Origin of the sequence: Paenibacillus sp. FSL R5-0490 (genome assembly GCF_001956215.1) — a bacterium.
Lineage (GTDB): Bacteria > Bacillota > Bacilli > Bacillales > Cytobacillaceae > Cytobacillus.
This window is the reverse complement of record NZ_MRTQ01000015.1, coordinates 84,719-101,419: the sequence shown is the minus strand read 5'-3', so window position 1 is coordinate 101,419 and position 16,701 is coordinate 84,719. Positions and strand designations below refer to the sequence as shown.

The 16,701-nt window shown below is 42.4% G+C and carries 16 protein-coding genes and 1 pseudogene; all 17 read right to left on the bottom strand.

What is annotated here, in order from left to right:
• Nucleotides 1-10: 10 nt before the first annotated feature.
• Nucleotides 11-1,435 (bottom strand): NAD-dependent succinate-semialdehyde dehydrogenase, encoded by a 1,425-nt coding sequence (locus BK139_RS13920; RefSeq protein WP_076259756.1) that lies wholly within the window; start codon nucleotides 1,433-1,435, stop codon nucleotides 11-13.
• Complete coding sequence (locus BK139_RS13915; RefSeq protein ID WP_076259754.1) at nucleotides 1,422-2,729, bottom strand: aspartate aminotransferase family protein; 1,308 nt, start codon at nucleotides 2,727-2,729, stop codon at nucleotides 1,422-1,424. The genes BK139_RS13920 and BK139_RS13915 overlap by 14 nt, the downstream gene beginning before the upstream one ends.
• A complete protein-coding gene (locus tag BK139_RS13910) occupies nucleotides 2,726-3,253 on the bottom strand; it encodes a gamma carbonic anhydrase family protein (RefSeq protein WP_076259752.1) in 528 nt (175 codons plus the stop codon). The genes BK139_RS13915 and BK139_RS13910 overlap by 4 nt, the downstream gene beginning before the upstream one ends.
• 45 nt (nucleotides 3,254-3,298) lie before the next feature.
• Nucleotides 3,299-4,444 carry a CaiB/BaiF CoA transferase family protein gene (locus tag BK139_RS13905; RefSeq protein WP_217695240.1) on the bottom strand — a complete coding sequence of 382 codons (1,146 nt, stop codon included), beginning with the start codon at nucleotides 4,442-4,444 and terminating at the stop codon, nucleotides 3,299-3,301.
• 37 nt (nucleotides 4,445-4,481) lie between these two features.
• Nucleotides 4,482-5,477 (bottom strand): aminopeptidase, encoded by a 996-nt coding sequence (locus BK139_RS13900; protein ID WP_076259747.1) that lies wholly within the window; start codon nucleotides 5,475-5,477, stop codon nucleotides 4,482-4,484.
• Nucleotides 5,478-5,523: 46 nt separating this feature from the next.
• Complete coding sequence (locus tag BK139_RS13895) at nucleotides 5,524-6,288, bottom strand: enoyl-CoA hydratase/isomerase family protein (protein ID WP_175609121.1); 765 nt, start codon at nucleotides 6,286-6,288, stop codon at nucleotides 5,524-5,526.
• Between the two features lie 16 nt (nucleotides 6,289-6,304).
• Complete coding sequence (locus tag BK139_RS13890; RefSeq protein WP_076259741.1) at nucleotides 6,305-7,429, bottom strand: 2-keto-3-deoxygluconate permease; 1,125 nt, start codon at nucleotides 7,427-7,429, stop codon at nucleotides 6,305-6,307.
• Between the two features lie 119 nt (nucleotides 7,430-7,548).
• Nucleotides 7,549-7,995 carry a tripartite tricarboxylate transporter TctB family protein gene (locus BK139_RS13885; RefSeq protein WP_076259738.1) on the bottom strand — a complete coding sequence of 149 codons (447 nt, stop codon included), beginning with the start codon at nucleotides 7,993-7,995 and terminating at the stop codon, nucleotides 7,549-7,551.
• 15 nt (nucleotides 7,996-8,010) lie between these two features.
• Nucleotides 8,011-9,054, bottom strand: coding sequence for a tripartite tricarboxylate transporter substrate binding protein (locus BK139_RS13880; RefSeq protein WP_076259736.1), 1,044 nt, complete (start codon nucleotides 9,052-9,054; stop codon nucleotides 8,011-8,013).
• Entirely contained in the window at nucleotides 9,051-10,568 is a 1,518-nt protein-coding gene (locus BK139_RS13875) for a tripartite tricarboxylate transporter permease (RefSeq protein ID WP_076259733.1), read from the bottom strand. Before BK139_RS13875 ends, BK139_RS13880 begins: the two co-directional genes overlap by 4 nt.
• 16 nt (nucleotides 10,569-10,584) lie before the next feature.
• Complete coding sequence (locus BK139_RS13870) at nucleotides 10,585-11,565, bottom strand: aminopeptidase (protein WP_076259731.1); 981 nt, start codon at nucleotides 11,563-11,565, stop codon at nucleotides 10,585-10,587.
• 242 nt (nucleotides 11,566-11,807) lie between these two features.
• A complete protein-coding gene (locus BK139_RS13865) occupies nucleotides 11,808-13,592 on the bottom strand; it encodes a sigma-54 interaction domain-containing protein (protein ID WP_076259728.1) in 1,785 nt (594 codons plus the stop codon).
• A gap of 287 nt (nucleotides 13,593-13,879) precedes the next feature.
• Nucleotides 13,880-14,653 (bottom strand): glycoside hydrolase family 30 protein, encoded by a 774-nt coding sequence (locus BK139_RS13860; RefSeq protein WP_483310647.1) that lies wholly within the window; start codon nucleotides 14,651-14,653, stop codon nucleotides 13,880-13,882.
• Between the two features lie 255 nt (nucleotides 14,654-14,908).
• Nucleotides 14,909-15,100, bottom strand: a complete 192-nt coding sequence (locus BK139_RS13855) for a hypothetical protein (RefSeq protein ID WP_048008527.1) — start codon at nucleotides 15,098-15,100, stop codon at nucleotides 14,909-14,911.
• 35 nt (nucleotides 15,101-15,135) lie between these two features.
• A complete protein-coding gene (locus BK139_RS13850) occupies nucleotides 15,136-15,582 on the bottom strand; it encodes a YaiI/YqxD family protein (RefSeq protein ID WP_076259722.1) in 447 nt (148 codons plus the stop codon).
• A 685-nt stretch (nucleotides 15,583-16,267) separates the two neighbouring features.
• The gene (locus BK139_RS24565; protein ID WP_353615007.1) at nucleotides 16,268-16,450 is read right to left on the bottom strand and encodes a glycoside hydrolase family 30 beta sandwich domain-containing protein; all 183 of its coding nucleotides are present in this window, start codon (nucleotides 16,448-16,450) and stop codon (nucleotides 16,268-16,270) included.
• Between the two features lie 30 nt (nucleotides 16,451-16,480).
• A pseudogene (locus tag BK139_RS24560) lies at nucleotides 16,481-16,678 on the bottom strand (glucosylceramidase); the annotation flags it as partial.
• Nucleotides 16,679-16,701 lie beyond the last annotated feature (23 nt).

Here is a 16,701-nt window from a genome sequence, read left to right as displayed (position 1 = left end):
GCCCCTTTGGTTATCCAATATTGAGCGACACAAACTTCTCTTCCAGATACTCCATCATTCCGTACTTGCCCCCTTCTCTTCCTACACCGCTTTCCTTCATTCCTCCGAAGGGAGCTTGTGCCGTTGTCGGCATCGCATCATTAATGCCAATAATGCCATATTCGAGAGATTCCATTACCCGGAAGGCGCGATTTAAATCAGAAGTGAAGCAGTAAGAAGCCAGTCCGTATTCTGGATGATTTGCCCGTTCGATTGCTTCTTCTTCCGTTTCGAAGGTGAAGATCGGCACCACTGGGCCAAAAGTTTCTTCTCTTGCAATCTTCATCGACTCATTTGCATGTTGAATAACAGTAGGCTGATAGAATACACCTTTAGCATTCATATCTGCCAGTGATCCGCCGCAAATCACCACACCGCCTTTTTCTTTGGCATCCTCCACATGTTCAATGACTTTATCAAGGCTTTCTTCATTAATTAATGGCCCAATATCCGTATCATCATCCATGCCATTCCCGATTTGCAGACGATTTACCTTTTCTGCAAACAAGCGGGTAAATTCCTCTGCGGCTTCACTCTGAACATAAATCCGGTTTGTGCAGACACACGTTTGTCCTGCATTCCTGAACTTGCTTGCAACCGCTGCTTCTGCGGCTTTCTCTAAATCAGCATCCTCAAATACGATAAAAGGGGCATGACCGCCTAATTCCATTGAAACTTTTTTGACCGTATTTGATGCTTCCCTCATCAGCTTTTTCCCAACCGCCGTTGAACCAGTGAAAGTCAGTTTGCGCACCTGCTTGCTGTCTAATAACGTTTGAGCAATTTCATTAGAAGGTCCAATGATCAAATTGGCTACTCCTTTTGGCAGACCAGCCTGATGAATGGCTTCGAATATCTTCACTGCCGTTAAGGGGGTAGCTGAAGCTGGTTTTAGGATGACAGGACACCCGGCAGCTAACGCTGGGGCAATTTTGCGGGTAACCATGGCGGCTGGAAAGTTCCATGGTGTAATCGCTCCCGTCACTCCAACCGGCTCCTGCAGTACCATGATGCGCTTATCCCGGCTGGAAGCTGGAATCGTCTCTCCATAAATACGCTTCGCTTCCTCTGCATACCAATCCATATAGGAAATCGCCAGTTTGATTTCACCAAGAGATTCTTTCAGGGGTTTGCCCATCTCTTTTGTAATGGTTACTGCCAGATCTTCTTCTCTGTCTCTTAGACAATCGGCAATTTTTCTAAGATATTGCGATTTCTCAACTGCGCTTGTTTTCTTCCAGTCTTGAAAGGCAGCGGATGCGGCCTGGATTGCTTCCTCGGCTTCTTCCTTTCCTCCATAAGCGACAGTGCCGAATTTTTCTAAAGTAGCGGGATTATACACACTAATCGATTTATTTTTATAGGAAGATTTCCATTCTCCATTAATATATAGCATGACCGTTCTCCTTTTTTGCGAGCTGCTGCAATCCTTCTTTCAGTACAGAAACTGCCTGATCAAGTTCCTCTTTTGATACCGTTACAGGCGGGATAAACCGCAAAACATTCTTCTCCGTGCCGCAGGTTAAAAGAATGACTCCGTTTTCTAAAGCAAAATTCTTCAGCCAATTTACTGTACTGGCATCCGGGCGGCCATTTTCATCCATGAACTCTATGCCAATCATCAGGCCCAGGCCTCTAACATCACCAATGACGGAAAATTCTGATTTCAAATCGTATAACTGCTGTTTCAAATATCCCCCTAAAGTTTGGGCATTATCTATACCTTCCCGTTTTAAAATTTCTATGGAAGCTAAGGCGGCCGCGCAGGAGACAGGGTTTCCGCCATAAGTGCCTCCATGTGTTCCCGGTTCCCATTTCTCCATAATTTCTTTCTTGGCAATGATGGCACTTAAAGGGAAGCCTGAAGCAATTCCCTTTCCTAAGGTAAGAATGTCCGGCTCTACTCCAAAATGTTCATAGGCAAACATTTTTCCTGTTCTTCCGAATCCGGTCTGAACTTCATCAAAAATAAGCAATATCCCATGCTGATCACATATTTCTCTTATTTGTTTCAAAAATTCTTTCGGAGGTACAATATACCCGCCCTCTCCCTGTACAGGTTCAAGGATTATGGCTGCCACCTGGGATGGAGCCACTTGATACTGGAATACCTCGTTGATGCTTTGAATACATCGTTTCGTCTCTTCTTCATAATTTAGCCCGGTTCTAAAAGGATATGGATATTCACAAGCATATACGCTTGGAAGAAGACCCTCATAATCCTGTCGATAAGCTGAGCTTGAGAAAGTGATCGATGTCGCTGCGAGTGTCCGTCCATGGAATCCCCGTTTGAATGATAGGATGGCTGGACGCTTTGTCGCTTTTTTCGCTAATTTGATTGCTCCCTCATTCGCTTCTGCTCCGCTATTTGAAAAGTACACCATTTTCTGTGATCCGGTTAATTCATTTAGTTCCTCCGCTAATTGAATATAGGATGGATAGTAGGCCACATTATGGCCAACATGAATCATGGTATCCAGCTGCAGCTTAACCGCTTCAATCACCTCAGGATGGCAGTGTCCCACATTATTTACTCCTACACCGCTGGCAAAATCGAGATATTTTTTTCCGTTCTCATCCTCTATGGTTGAGCCAAATGCTTTCGTTACACCTATCCTCGTTACTCTGTTGGCAGCCGGGGGCAGAACACGGTCGCCTCTTTCTGCTAAGCTTTTATTCTCTTTAATCATAATGACTCCTCACTCTCTTCACGATAATCTCGTTTCCATAGCTCGATGTATTCTTCTGCATTTTTTTCCAGGTCATGTATTTCATTTTCTGTTAGTTCCCGCACGATTTTGGCAGGAACTCCAATTGCTAAGCTGCCTTTAGGAATCACTTTCCCTGGAGGAACTAATGCACCCGCTCCAACTTGTGCTCCTTTTTCAATGACAGCCCCATCTAAAATAATAGAACCAATCCCAATCAAAGCACCATCTTCGACCGTACAGGCATGTAAAATGGCACCATGCCCTACCGTTACCATTTTCCCTATCCTTAAAGGAGCATCAGGTGTCACATGGCAGATGCAGCCGTCCTGGATATTGCTTCCTTCCCCTATTTCGATAAAATTATCATCGTCTGCTCTTAAGACTGATTGGGGCCAGACACTAACATTTTTGGCTATTCTGACGTCGCCAATCACTTGTGCCGAGCCATGAATCATGGTTTCGGCATGAATGGATGGAACCCGCCCTTTTAATTGTTCAATCATGCATATCCTTCTCCTTAATGAGTATCAGGATTTATCTATTACACCTTATTTAGCTGCGAGTCCTAATTCTTTTAGAATCTCTTCTTTATGTTCTCCCAGCACAGGAGCCGATTTCGCGATCTTTCCAGGTGTTTTTGATAGTTTGACAGGAATCCCTAATGCTTTTATTTTCCCGGCAACAGGGTGCACAACCTCTTCTATCATTCTTCTGGATAGTGTGTGCGGGTCAGTTAAAGATTCTGGATAGGTATTTATCGGGCCAGCAGGAATTCCCGCTTTCTCGAATTTTTCCAGCCAGTAATGTCTCGGATTCAGACTCGTTTTCTCTTCAATTAATCGGACAAATTCATCTAAGTGCTGAATCCGGGAGGCGTCATCAGCAAATCGGTCATCCGATAAGAATTCAGGCCTGCCGATGATCTGGCAAAATACCGGCCAATGATGCGGTGTATCTGCACCAACAGTAAAATAACCATCACTTGCACGAAATGCCTGATATGGAGCAGACAAGCGGTGTCCGCTTCCGGTAGGTGCCGGTGTTTCTCCCGTAAACCAATATTGGGTGCTTTCCCAAACCGATAATGCGAGTCCCGTATCATATAAAGAAGCGTCAATATACTGCCCCTCATCGGAATGAACCCTGGAATACAATGCCGATAAAATACCATAGACAGAAAACAGGCCTGAACCCAAATCGATAATCGGAAGGCCGCATTTTACCGGGTTGCCATTCCGTTCCCCTGTCACACTCATAATTCCGGTCATTCCCTGTGCGATTAAGTCATAACCGCCACGGGATGAATATGGGCCATACTGGCCGAATCCCGAAATAGAGCAGTAAATCAGTTTGGGATTAATCTGATTGAGTGTTTCATAATCAACGCCTAAACGCTTAACTACCCCGGGACGGAAATTTTCTATCAAAATATCAGCGGTTTCAATTAACTTATAGAATACTTTCTGATCCTCTGCGCTTTTTAAATCAAGCGTTATGCTGCGCTTGTTCCGGTTTATCGCCATAAACGCACCGCTTTCCCCTTCCTTATACGGGGACCATCTTCTGGTGCTTTCCCCTTTTGGCGGTTCAACTTTAATGACATCAGCACCCATATCGGCCAGCAGCATACCGCAATAAGGCCCTGCCATAACCTGGCTTAAGTCGATTACTCTAATGCCTTCCAATGCACTCACTTGTACCATCTCCTTCTATAAAATGGATTCCACTTTCTCAAAGTCTATTTAAGGCTTTATCTTCAAATAAATAGAGTTCCTGATTGTCCAGAATGACTCTGCCGTCGATTTCTACCCGCGGATCCTTTACGACCATATCGTAATGCCCTTTGGCCTTAACAGTTCCCCCGATATATGCATTCGTACCTAAAGCAATGTGGATCGTTCCATAAACCCCTTCATCACTTAGCATGCTGTTTTCCAATTCACATTCAGGATTCATGCCAATGCCAAACTCACCGGCAAAATAGATATTCCCTTCGTCATCATTCTTCTCCATTAATATTTTCCTAAATTGCTCCGCTTCTCTGCCTCCTGTAATCGAAACCGCCTTTCCTTCCTTAAATACCACTTCAACTGGAGTCTCCATTAGACCCACCCCTGGAATACTCCCATCTACCACTAAAATTCCTTCAGCGGTTCCTTCAACCGGAGCAATGCTGGATTCGATGCAGTGAGCTGCCGAAACATCCGTACTGTTTGCAAACCCTGTTAGGGCTCTGCCTGGCCTGCCTTTGATGGAAAATCTTAAATCTGTGCCAAGGGCTGTTGTGATATGGACAAATTCACCAGCTGTCAGTATGTCTGCCAGTTTCTCAACTTGAGGTCTCAGTGCAGCAAAGTCAGCACGCAGCCCCTTGCTTAATAAAATGTCTTCATGTGCTTCAGGTAAGATTAATACTCGGGCTCCTGCCTTTTGTGCATCATGGCGGGCTCTTGTATGGGCAATGTTATAGGTTGTCGGTGCGATGATCACATCGGCTTCCTTCATAGCCGCTGCGACTGCATCCGGCAATGCATCTCCATGCCCTTTCCTCGGCGGCATTGAGATCGTGATGGGTTCAGCGTCGAGTGAACAGACCACAGATGCCAGAACTTTTGTGATTCCATCTGTTAAAAAATCTGTCAGGATGACAACTTTTTCTCCGCTCTTAACACCTGCCAGAACTTTTACGAGTGCTGTAGCGGCCGGGTACATTAGTGCTTCTTTCATCTTCTAAAACAACTCCCTGTATGATCAATTTTTGCAAAGTTCACTCCTACATTCCTTTAAAAGCTGGCGGCTTCTTGTTAAAGAATGATTCAATCGCATGCTTGTGATCCCATGTATCCTGGCATTCAATAAAGGCATCCAGTTCCTGCTCCATTGCTTCCTGCCACTCAAAATCCATGGTTTTCTGAATCGTGTTCTTCGCATGTCTTACTGCGATTGGAGCACGGGAAGCAATCAGCTGTGCCCATTCATGCGCTTCTGCCAGCAGCTTGTCATGGGATACCACTCTGCTTGCCAAACCTCTTTGCAATGCTTCTTCAGCTGTTATCGTTCTGCCTGTCAAAATCACTTCTTTGGCATATGCTTCACCCAACAGCCTGACTAACCGGGTTGGTCCGACAACCAGTCCAACCTTTACCCCTGCCGCACAAAGCTTGGCACGTTCCGACATGATCCGGATATCACAGGCTAGGGCAAGCTCGAACCCTCCGCCAAACGCATAGCCATTAACTGCGGCAATGACAGGCTGTGGCATTTCATTGACAATATCGTAAATTCTGCAATCTTCCTCTAAGAAATGCCGGACAGATTCAGGAGTCAGCTCTCCTTCTTCGTTTAAATCGGCTCCTGCGCAAAAGGCCCGATCCCCTTCTCCCGTAAGGAGAATAACCCGGACATCCGAGGAGGTCTTAAGCTTCTCCATATAGGGAACAAACTCTTGCCGAAACTCTTTCGTCAAAATATTCATTGGCGGGTTTTTAATGGTAATGGTGCAAATAAAATCGGATATTTCAGCATGAATTTTTTCCAACCTTTTCATCACCCTTCTATGATTCCTGTTCAATCTCAGCAGCGATTTTTATTTTTTTGCTGGGTATATCCTCCAGACGTCCGTCAATCCCTTTGCTTCTTTGATACTTATCCCATAAAATGACGGCTATTGGGCATAATATCGAGGTAGTAATAGTAGAGATGGAAATTTGTATTGTTGCTAAATTGGCAATTTCCTGAAAACTTTGAGCCTTCTCCACTGTCATCAGACCTGCACCCGCTGCCACTGATGCTGCCGCTGCAATTGCAGCAGGTGTCCCCACTGCGTTCCCTGCAGTTGATGCTTCTGCAACAGGGCCAATCGTACTTTTTTCTCCAAATAACCTATAGACCAGGATTCCGGTTAATGCGGTAAAAATGACTGTGGCAAACCCGAGAGCTAAACCTCCCCAAACAGCTTCAGGATTAAAGAAACTCATGAAATTCATCCCTGCTCCAAGACAGAATGCAAAGAATGGTACAAGCAGCGTTTCACCCGGCTTTAAAAACTCCCGAATATCTTCATCCAGATTCCCTAACAGCATTCCTAAAGCAATTGGAAGCAGGACAGCTATGAATGCGATTAAAGGAAAATTAACGCCAACCATCCCCAAAGCCAGCATGGTGAAAAAAGGACCGTCATTCAGAGTCAGGACGGAAATGGCCCCAACATCTGACCGGTTTCCGTATTGCCCTGTCAACACTGCATACATTCCTTCATTCCCATTGGTCATAGCGGCAATAATGGCCAGAGTAGATAATCCAAGCAGACCGTCCATTGGGTCAAAAAACACCCCAAATAAAATACCGATCGCAATCCCGGTCAAGCACTTGCTTCCTGTTAATAGAATTCCTTTCTTTAAGGCCTTTCCGCCTACCCGCAAATTCATCTGGCTGCCTGCACAAAATAAGAACAAGCCAATGAGTGTTAACGTTCCAGTTTTAAAGAGTGCTTCCGAGAAACCTCCGATTTTCATAAACTCATAAATTCCTTCTTCAACCGGCGATACCCCTATGCTTTTAAGGAAATTCATTATAACTGGAATGTGAAGCTGATCAATCGTATTAAATAAAGCGCCAAGCATCAGCGGGATGACCATAAGCCCTCCGGGAACTTTTTCAATTGTTTGCTTTATCTTCATTTAAATCACCGCCATATCTATTATTTGATTTCCTTTTACAGCGAATTCTTTAAATCCTGTCTCCTCGTCTTTCATTGAATCATTGGATCATGTAAGAGAGTAAATAATAATTTCGTTTTTCAAGGTAATCGAATATACATGAGTTTTTCAAACACCACATATATGAATCCAATCATCCCTATGGATACTAATGTGGCCGTATGCCAGCGAACTTCCTTATAATAGAGCATGCCAATGAGTAAAAAGATTAAAGTAGAATACAGAAACCCTATGAAAGGTATTAACAGAAAGATATAAACAACTGTTAAAAGCAGATATACTATCCCTCTTTTAACTTCCTGAATAGAGGCAGAAGCTGTTTCCTCACCCTCCTCTTTTTTCTTTCTGAACGTTTGGGCAAACTGCCAGATTGATAGAACTGTCAAACTATAGCCGAGCAGCATGGGAAATGAACGAGATGAATTTAAAAAATGTTCTCCCGGCGGGAAATTATAGCTGCCTATTACAAAAAAGAGACCAATCGCGAAAACAATTCCCGCCAAAAGATAATCTTTATTAATCCGCATCTTTTCTCCTTTCTATCACTCTTTTGGCCGGCTGATTCCTACTTCTTCCGGTGACCGTTTTCCCACACCAATATCCCAAAGCAGCCAGCTTGTTTTTTCGGTGATTTGTTTTGTATATTCTTGACTATCCTCAATATCTGTTAGGACGATTGCCCGTTTCTTTGCAAATTCCTTAAATTCATCACTGCTGATCGCTTTGTTGTATGCGTCTCTAATTTTGGTTACGATTTCTTCAGGTGTTCCGCGCTTCACAGCTGGCCCCCACCAGGTTCCTTCCGGTACATATTTTTCCAAATCAGGAACAAATTCAATGACCGGCGGAATTGATTCAAGTCCATCCACTTCAAAAGCTTTATTATCCATAACAGCCAGTGAACGTAAATCCCCTGCCCGAAGCAGATCCACTACCTCATTAACCCCGCTGATTGAGAAATCCACCTCGCCCTTCATGGCAGCCATGGCAGCATTTGAACCAGAGTCATACGTGATAATTTCGGCATCTCCACCCACGACACTATTCACAATCTCCAAAGTGAGGTGCCATGGGTCCCCAATCGCTGCTACACCAACCTTCGCATTTCCATCTTTTAATAGCTGAACCACATCATCAAACGTTTTCAGGTCAGAGTTGTCTTTAACTGTAAAATTGGCAATCCCCATTGCGCCAATTCCAATTTGCTCGAAATCCTTGTATGTTAAATCTGTCATGCCCATTGTTGGAAAGACACGGACCAGATCGGTTTGAAATAGGATGGTATGTCCGTCAGACTCTTGTTCGTTAACATATTCAAGGGCCAATGCACTGGAGGCTCCAGGCATGTTTCTCACCGCAATGGATTCTCCCAATTCTTTCTGAAGGATCGGCTGCAGGGTCCTGGCCATCGTGTCAGTGCCCCCGCCCTCACCAAAACCGACAATAATTTCAATTGGCTCTGAAGGGTAATTATTTTCGGCTTCCTTGCTGTTACCAGATGCCTTTTGATTTGATTGGTTACCAGAACAGGCACTCAATATCAGAACCGCTGAAAATAGAGTCAGAAACATTATTTTTATTTTCATTCGTTTGCCCCCTTAGGCTTTATTTTCCCCCACAAATGTTTTAAGCGTTTTGTCAGGAATGAATTTTGATTTAAAAGCAGAAATACAATACAGACCAGCAAGAAAAGACTAATTGGCCGTGTGAAGAATGGCCCGAACGAATAATCCGCACTCACCATCGCTCTTCGGAAATTCTGTTCCGCCATTAAACCAAGGATTAGCCCTAACACTAAAGGAGGGGCAGCCAGCCCGACTTTACGCATAAGAAAACCGATGATGCCAAAAAGAAACATAATTCCAATATCAAATGGCCGGTTGTTTACTGCAAAAGTCCCTACCACACTAAATACCGTTACAATCAGCAAAACTATACTTCTGGGAACAGATAGGATTTTCTGAAACAGATAAGAGAAAAATAATCCAAACACAAGCATGAACGCTGCGGATATCGTTAAAATGATAAAAAACTGATTTAAAATGTCCGGATTTTGTGTCAGTAAAAGCGGACCTGGCTGCAATCCGTGAAGCAAAAGCCCCCCAATAATTACTGCCGTAACTGCGTCACCAGGGATACCAAGTATTAACATCGGTATATATGTACCTGGCACACAAGCGTTATTCGCCGTTTCTGCTGCAACGATTCCTTCTGGATTTCCCTTGCCAAAAGTCTCAGGCTTCTTGCTTCTTCGGCGGGCCACATCGTAGGAAACCCATGCTGCAACATCTGCACCAACCCCCGGTATCGCTCCTATCGTAGCTCCTATTACAGAAGATCTTCCGCCGGCGGGCAAAAACTTTATTAACATCTTCCACGGGGGAATAATAGATTGGAATTTCTCCGCTTTTAAAGGCTTCTTCAGCTGCATGATAGAGTCGATTACCTCGGCTATTCCGAATACTCCGATTAAGACTGCAATTAAACTAAAACCATCCATGAGAGCACTTTCTCCATAAGTAAAACGCTGGGCACCTGTGATCTTGTCCATGCCTACAGTGGCTAGAGCTAACCCTAAGACCCCGGAAATAAGCCCCTTCGACAAAGATTCTGCCGTTAGGTTTGCACTGAGAATAATTCCAAACATGGCAAGCAGAAAATACTCCCATGATCCGAAATTCATACTTAAATCCAGCAGGAGCGGCGCCCCTATCAGAAATAAAACAGCTGCCAGAATAGTACCTAAAAAGGATTGGAAGGTTGCCAGTCCTCTTGCCAGTCCTCCTTCCCCCCTCTGTGCCATTGGATAGCCATCTATAGCAGTCGCAGCTGAGGCCGGAGTACCCGGAATATTTAAGAAGATGGCTGGCGTGGACCCGCCATAGGTACCTCCTATATGAACCGAAACAATTAAAACCATTGCTTCGATCCATTCCATCCCCCAGGTAAATGAAATCAGAAGGGATACTCCCATGGTAGTAGTGAGACCCGGGAGTGCGCCGACTGCCATTCCGGCAACTGTCCCAAAAAGAAACAAAAGCATGATTTTAACTGTAAAGAAACTGGCCAGTGATTCACCAATTAGACTTAATTCTCCCAAATAAACCTCCCTCCCCCTAATCTATATAGAGTTCTCCATCTTTCATAAGGATTTTCCCATCCACTTTGATTGTCGGTTTTCGAATCACTAAATCACAATGTCCCGGTGCTCTGATACTGCTTCCAAATGTAATGCCATTGCCAATTCCAATATGCATCGTTCCGTACTCTGCCTCGTCTTCCAGCTGTCCTCCTCTGCCAATTTTCGCCTTTGGATTCATGCCAATTCCCATTTCCACTGCGCAATATACATTGGGGTGATTGTAACTTTCCAGCGTTTGCTTAAGCATTTCAGCATCTTCTTTTCCTTCAATAGAAATGATTTTTCCTTCTCTAAAGACGACTTTAACCGGATCTTCACAGGCCCTTCCCGGCACAATGGCCCCATCAATGTACATGATTCCTTCTGTTGTTCCTTCTATTGGAGCCACTGCTGTTTCAATGCAAGGAGGGGGTGAAATACTTCCAGGTTCATGGCAAATTCCAGTTTGAGGTACAGCATGACGACCAGATATGGACATGGAAAGCTCTGTACCTAAATGGGTTGTTATGCTCAATCGTTCTCCTTCTTCAAGTATGGCGGATACTTTATCGATTATTTTCTTTTGTGCAAAATAATCGATATCCAGCGAACCATCTAAGAAAACCTCTTCATTTGCATCGGGCATAAATATTAATCTTGCTCCTGCATTACTCGCTTCTTTTCTGGCAGTTGAATGATTAATAGAAAAAGTTGTCGGAGCAACGATCGCATCAGCTGCTTTCATTGCCTCTGCAATGATTCTTGGCGGTTCATCACCATGCCTTGTGGTGGGATTCATGATTGTCATCACAACTTCTGCTCCCATCCCTTCACCAGCAAGTGCGAATACCTCTCCAATTTCTGTCGTATTTGTATCCGTTAGAATCAATAGGTTTTCTCCAGGCTTTACATTTAGACATGTCTTCAATAAAGTCTGCACGGACTTCATCATAAACATTTTATTTATGATTCTCATTGCACTCCCCCTCGTTTTTTACTACAACTAGTTAGAATGCAAGTACCGTGCCAAGTTATGATTTTTCTTTATTTTTCTTTAAGACTCCCAGTTTATAAGGGTTATACAGGACAACTTCTCTTTTATCGAAAACATCACTAAGGTCCATTGTTCGCAAATTGCAAAAAAAACATAGGAGATCTGTCCAAATTAAGAAGAAAAGACAAATCTGCTATGTTTTTAATGTAATCGCAATTTGCGAACTATAATTGCATTTTGCGATTAAGCTCGTATTTATTAATTTTCCTGTATAGAGTTGCTACATTTATGCCAAGTTCATCTGCAGCTTGTTTTTTTCCATTCAATGTATCACTATATCTTTTTAATGCGCCCATGATCATTCTTTCTTCCATTTCTGACAGAGTAATATTTTCTTTATCACCATTCAGGTGATTTTGTTCACGGATTCTTGGAGGCAGGTTTTCTACTCTAATCCAGTGGTCAGTTGCCATGTTTATGGCATATTCCACAGCATTTTGAAGTTCACGTATATTACCTGGCCAATTGTACGAACATAGCCTGCTCTCCGCATCAGGAGTGAAACCTCTCACTTTCTTTCCGGTAATTTTGTCATAGTGCTGTACAAAATGCTGAAGGAGGACGAGAATATCCCCATCTCTTTCCCTCAATGGGGGAATATGAAGCGGAATGACGCTTAGCCTAAAAAATAAATCCTGTCGAAATTCTCCGTCAGCTACCATTTTTTCTAAGTTTTTATGGGTTGCTGCAACGACTCTGATATCTATATCTATTGAGTTATTCGAACCAATCCGTTCAATTTTTCTTTCTTCTAACACTCTTAACAGCTTCACTTGCAAATGCAATGGCATATCACCTATTTCATCCAGGAAAATAGTGCCGCCTTGTGCCATTTCAAATTTTCCGGGCTTTCCACTTTTCCTTGCACCCGTAAACGCACCCTCGCTATATCCAAACAATTCACTTTCCAGTAAATGTTCTGGAATGGCTGCACAATTAATGGCCCGAAATGGTTTATCTACTCTTTTGCTCTCTTGGTGCAGTGCTCTGGCAAAAAGCTCCTTCCCTGTTCCGCTCTCCCCTAAAAAGATGACTGTAGAATCTGTTGCCGCAACTTTTTTGGCTGCGGCCTTTGTCTGCAATATAGCAGGGCTTTTTCCCACAATAATATCGAATGTGGAATCATCTACCTCAGATGTTATAGAATAGGCAAACTTTTGAACTTCAGCTAAATCTTTGAGGGTAATGGCACATCCAATAATTTGGCTGTTATGTATCAGAGGGTTAGCACTGATAATGACTTGAATCAATTTCCCATTCACAACAAGAGAACATTCTTTATCCGAGTATCCTTGTCCAGTTGAAAATACTTTTGTAATCGGAAGGTTTTGAATAACTTCGGAAATATTCACAGTTAAAACATTGTGTTTTTTTATATTTAGTATTTTTTCTGCTGAAGGATTCATCTCTAAAATGTACCCTTTCTGATCAACAGCAATGATTCCCTCGTACATGGATTGAATCGTCACTTGCAGCATTTGTGAGGTAGATAAATATTTCTTTAAAAGAGATGTTCCATTTATTTTGCTGCTGATTAAATCCGCCATTTTCCCCAGGTAATTTGATAAAATACGATGCTTCTCTTTAAATTCATTTTTTTGTTTTTCAGAAAATGCCGTTAAACTGATAACCCCGACAATTTCGCCCTCATGTGTTAATGGATATGAAACATCTGATTTTTCAGGGCAATTTTGATGTAGGATACAGCTTTTGCATACGTCATGAAAACCTGGCTCAAAGTTGTAAACAGGCTGATTTGTTTTTAAGACTTCTGCGATGATATGCCCTCGAACCGGCTCACCCACAACTGCATGCGTGCCCCCGCCTGTGGCTGTAACAACAACTTTATTTTTATCATAAATAATTACTTCTAAAGACAGAACAGATTTAATGGCTTCTGCTACTAAGTTCACTTCTTCTTGAATTTCAAAAAGGATTGAATTACCCATTTATATCCTCCTCGCAGATTAGTTCCTCCTATTGAGCAGGAAAGTTTATAAAATTGCAGATACTATATATCATTCGATTCGAAATGTGAAAAACCTCTGGAAAATTCTGAATATTCATTAAGTATTAGTGTTTTTTAATATCTCTCTGGAAAGAAATATATCGATAAAATAGTTAAGAAATGGATAAGACACCCTACAAAATTGTATTAAGAAAAAGCACCTGATACATGCTTACAAGTCTTACACAATATACAAAAAAACAGCCCCCAATCAGGGCTGTTCTCCTATTAATGAATAATAACCGTCGCTATAGAACGCTCCGGAAGAACCAGCATCATACTATCCCCACCAAGGGATAGAGACACTTCTTCTATGCTATCATTCTCATTCATCATAACCGCCACCGTTTCACCATTAATATTTTCAAAGACGGTGGCCAATATACGGTTATTCGATGCCTGGATGCCAATTCGTCTGGCTCCAGGCTTAATGAACTTGCTGAAATGCCCAATATAATAGTAGGAGCTGTTATAATGAACCTCATCCTTCTTCGTATCCACAATCACAGACGCATCGCAGTAGTTCCCCACATGGTTCGGTCCGCCTTCTTCATTCAGCACAAGATTCCGGTCAATCCACGCCTCAAGATTATTGTTCAAGTCGCCAATGATGTTTCGGCCATATCTTTCTCCTGTATGCCATTCGCCTGCCTGAGGGCCGCCTTTGATGCACCCTTCTGTGAAAATTAAGTGCTTGTCAGGGAATGCATCGTGCACCTTGGAGAGATTCTCAAATTCCTCAGATACATACCAATGGACTCCCGTTCCCCACACATATTTAGCAGCTTCTGGATCGGACAGGACGGCTTGGGATCTCTCGAAAATGACATTACGGTTATGATCCCAGATGATAATCTTCACATCACCAAAGCCAAGTTTCTCAAGGGATGGACCAAGATGATTTTTGATAAAATCCCACTCTTCTTCACCTGTGTACAGGCAGGAGTCCCTTACCTGCTTGGCTTCAGGTTCGTTCTGAATGGTGATTCCCCAGATGGGCACCCCTTCCTCTTCCATCGCCGCTATGTACTTCGAATAATACCGTCCCTCTGTGATTCAAGATTACTATTTATTAAACTCAAGCCCTCTTTAATAAGTACATTCTTCTACAAAGAGAACAATTATATGTCTTTCGAATACGCAGTATCGTTGTACTGCGTAGCAACCCACTTCATAATTTGGTCACTAACTTAATCCACTTATAACCATCCAGCATTTATAACAGAATTTTTAGTAAGTATAATTAGATATAAGAGTCTACTTTTTGGGCTGATCAAGTGCTTGGTAAGCTACCTGGTACTTTCCTCCATCCGCAACTTCTGAATGGTACAAGGCCTTGAGGGCATTGTTTTTCTCAAGACCATGCTCAGCCTTCAGTTCTTTAAAGCGTGTATGGAGTTCTTTATTTTCCTTAATTAGTTGTTGCATTTGCGATTTTAAATACTTCAAAATATTTAGCTCCTTTCTGAATCTCTAAGTTTAGCTTAAATTTTACGTGAAATAACCTGTTTAAAAAGATCCCTAAATTGCTCTCGGTCTTCTGCTGTAAAAGGCTTTGGTCCCTTCGTTCGCTGTCCGCTTTTTCTAGCCATTGCACTTAAATAACGTGTTTGTAATAATTGGTCAATATTTTCATTTGTATATCTAAATCCTTTATGGTGGAGGACGATAATTCCTTTTGCTAAACCTAGTGACGCAAGACCATAATCTTGCGTCACGATAATATCTCCTTTTTCCACTAACTTCACAATCCGATAATCTGCAGCATCTGCTCCAGAATCAACATAAATGGTTTTCACTCCTGATGGCTGTTCTGCATTAGAAAAATGAGAAAAGCTTGTAACAAGGATAACCGGAATTTCAACATCCCTTGCTTCTGCAATAATAATATCTTTCACCGGACAAGCATCTGCATCCACATAAATTTTCATCTTTCCCTCCTGTTAAGAAGTTCGACTTACTATTTAACTTAATCCTTTTCAACTATAAAAGAGACTGGTGACTTTTGTTTAAAAATAATCAAGAGTTCTTCCTTTTGCTGTATTTTTCTATCCTCATATTATACTTTATAGAATTTTGTTGGCAAATGGTCGTTCAATGGCCTACAAAATAGGTAGCTAAATCATCTGCTTATATTAAATCTCTAGGATACCTTAGAACTAAATACTTGATTAGAAAGTCACACATTTTATAGGTGTAAAAGTAAAAGGATAAATGAACAGGATGATCACCTGTATACATCTATCCTTTTTATACAACAAAAGACATCATTTACCACAATAACAATATTGTTTATTCAATTTGCAGATATGGGAGACCACCTAGTATTATGGGGGAAAACCAAATAGCTGTATAATTAAACAAGTATAGGTGAACTGGAAACATAACACTTTAATTTTTGTTATATAAATATCTATGTTTTGTATAAGTCATTTTCCTAGCTGAAGGCACATTTTTTACCAAACTATCTTTTGCTTTATTCACTAGCACCCCTACTTTACTAGCTGTTTAAAGTGTGAATTACCAGATCTACTAAAAAGGAATTATTTTTTTACTATAAAGAACAGGGGGGGCCTGTCTGCTTTTAAACAGCCGGGGTCTGGCCATTTCATTCGATCAATGAATAATAATCGACGCAATAGAATGCTCCGGAAGAAACAGCATCATACTTTTTCCCCCAAAGGATAAAGATACTTCTTCTTTACTATCATTCTCATTCATCAAAACCGCCACCGTTCCTCCATTGGTGTTCTCAAAGGCGGTGGCCAATATGCGGCTATTCGATGCCTTGCTGCCAATTCGCCTGGCTCCAGGCTTAATGAACTTGCTGAAATGCCCAATATAATAGTAGGAGCTGTTATAGTGAACCTCATCCTTCTTCGTATCCACAATCACCGGCGCATCGCAATAGTTCCCCACATGATTCGGCCCGCCTTCTTCATTCAGCACGAGATTCCAGTCAATCCATGCTTCAAGATGATTGTTCAAGTCGCCGATGATGTTTCGGCCATACCGCTTTCCCGAATGCCATTCTCCTGCCTGACGGCCGC

Coding starts and splice junctions, on each gene's coding strand:
- BK139_RS13920 (WP_076259756.1), bottom strand. CDS start 1,435: ATGCTATATATTAATGGAGAATGGAAATCTTCCTATAAAAATAAATCG.
- BK139_RS13915 (WP_076259754.1), bottom strand. CDS start 2,729: ATGATTAAAGAGAATAAAAGCTTAGCAGAAAGAGGCGACCGTGTTCTG.
- BK139_RS13910 (WP_076259752.1), bottom strand. CDS start 3,253: ATGATTGAACAATTAAAAGGGCGGGTTCCATCCATTCATGCCGAAACC.
- BK139_RS13900 (WP_076259747.1), bottom strand. CDS start 5,477: ATGAAAGAAGCACTAATGTACCCGGCCGCTACAGCACTCGTAAAAGTT.
- BK139_RS13890 (WP_076259741.1), bottom strand. CDS start 7,429: ATGAAGATAAAGCAAACAATTGAAAAAGTTCCCGGAGGGCTTATGGTC.
- BK139_RS13885 (WP_076259738.1), bottom strand. CDS start 7,995: ATGCGGATTAATAAAGATTATCTTTTGGCGGGAATTGTTTTCGCGATT.
- BK139_RS13880 (WP_076259736.1), bottom strand. CDS start 9,054: ATGAAAATAAAAATAATGTTTCTGACTCTATTTTCAGCGGTTCTGATA.
- BK139_RS13870 (WP_076259731.1), bottom strand. CDS start 11,565: ATGAGAATCATAAATAAAATGTTTATGATGAAGTCCGTGCAGACTTTA.
- BK139_RS13865 (WP_076259728.1), bottom strand. CDS start 13,592: ATGGGTAATTCAATCCTTTTTGAAATTCAAGAAGAAGTGAACTTAGTA.
- BK139_RS13850 (WP_076259722.1), bottom strand. CDS start 15,582: ATGAAAATTTATGTGGATGCAGATGCTTGTCCGGTGAAAGATATTATT.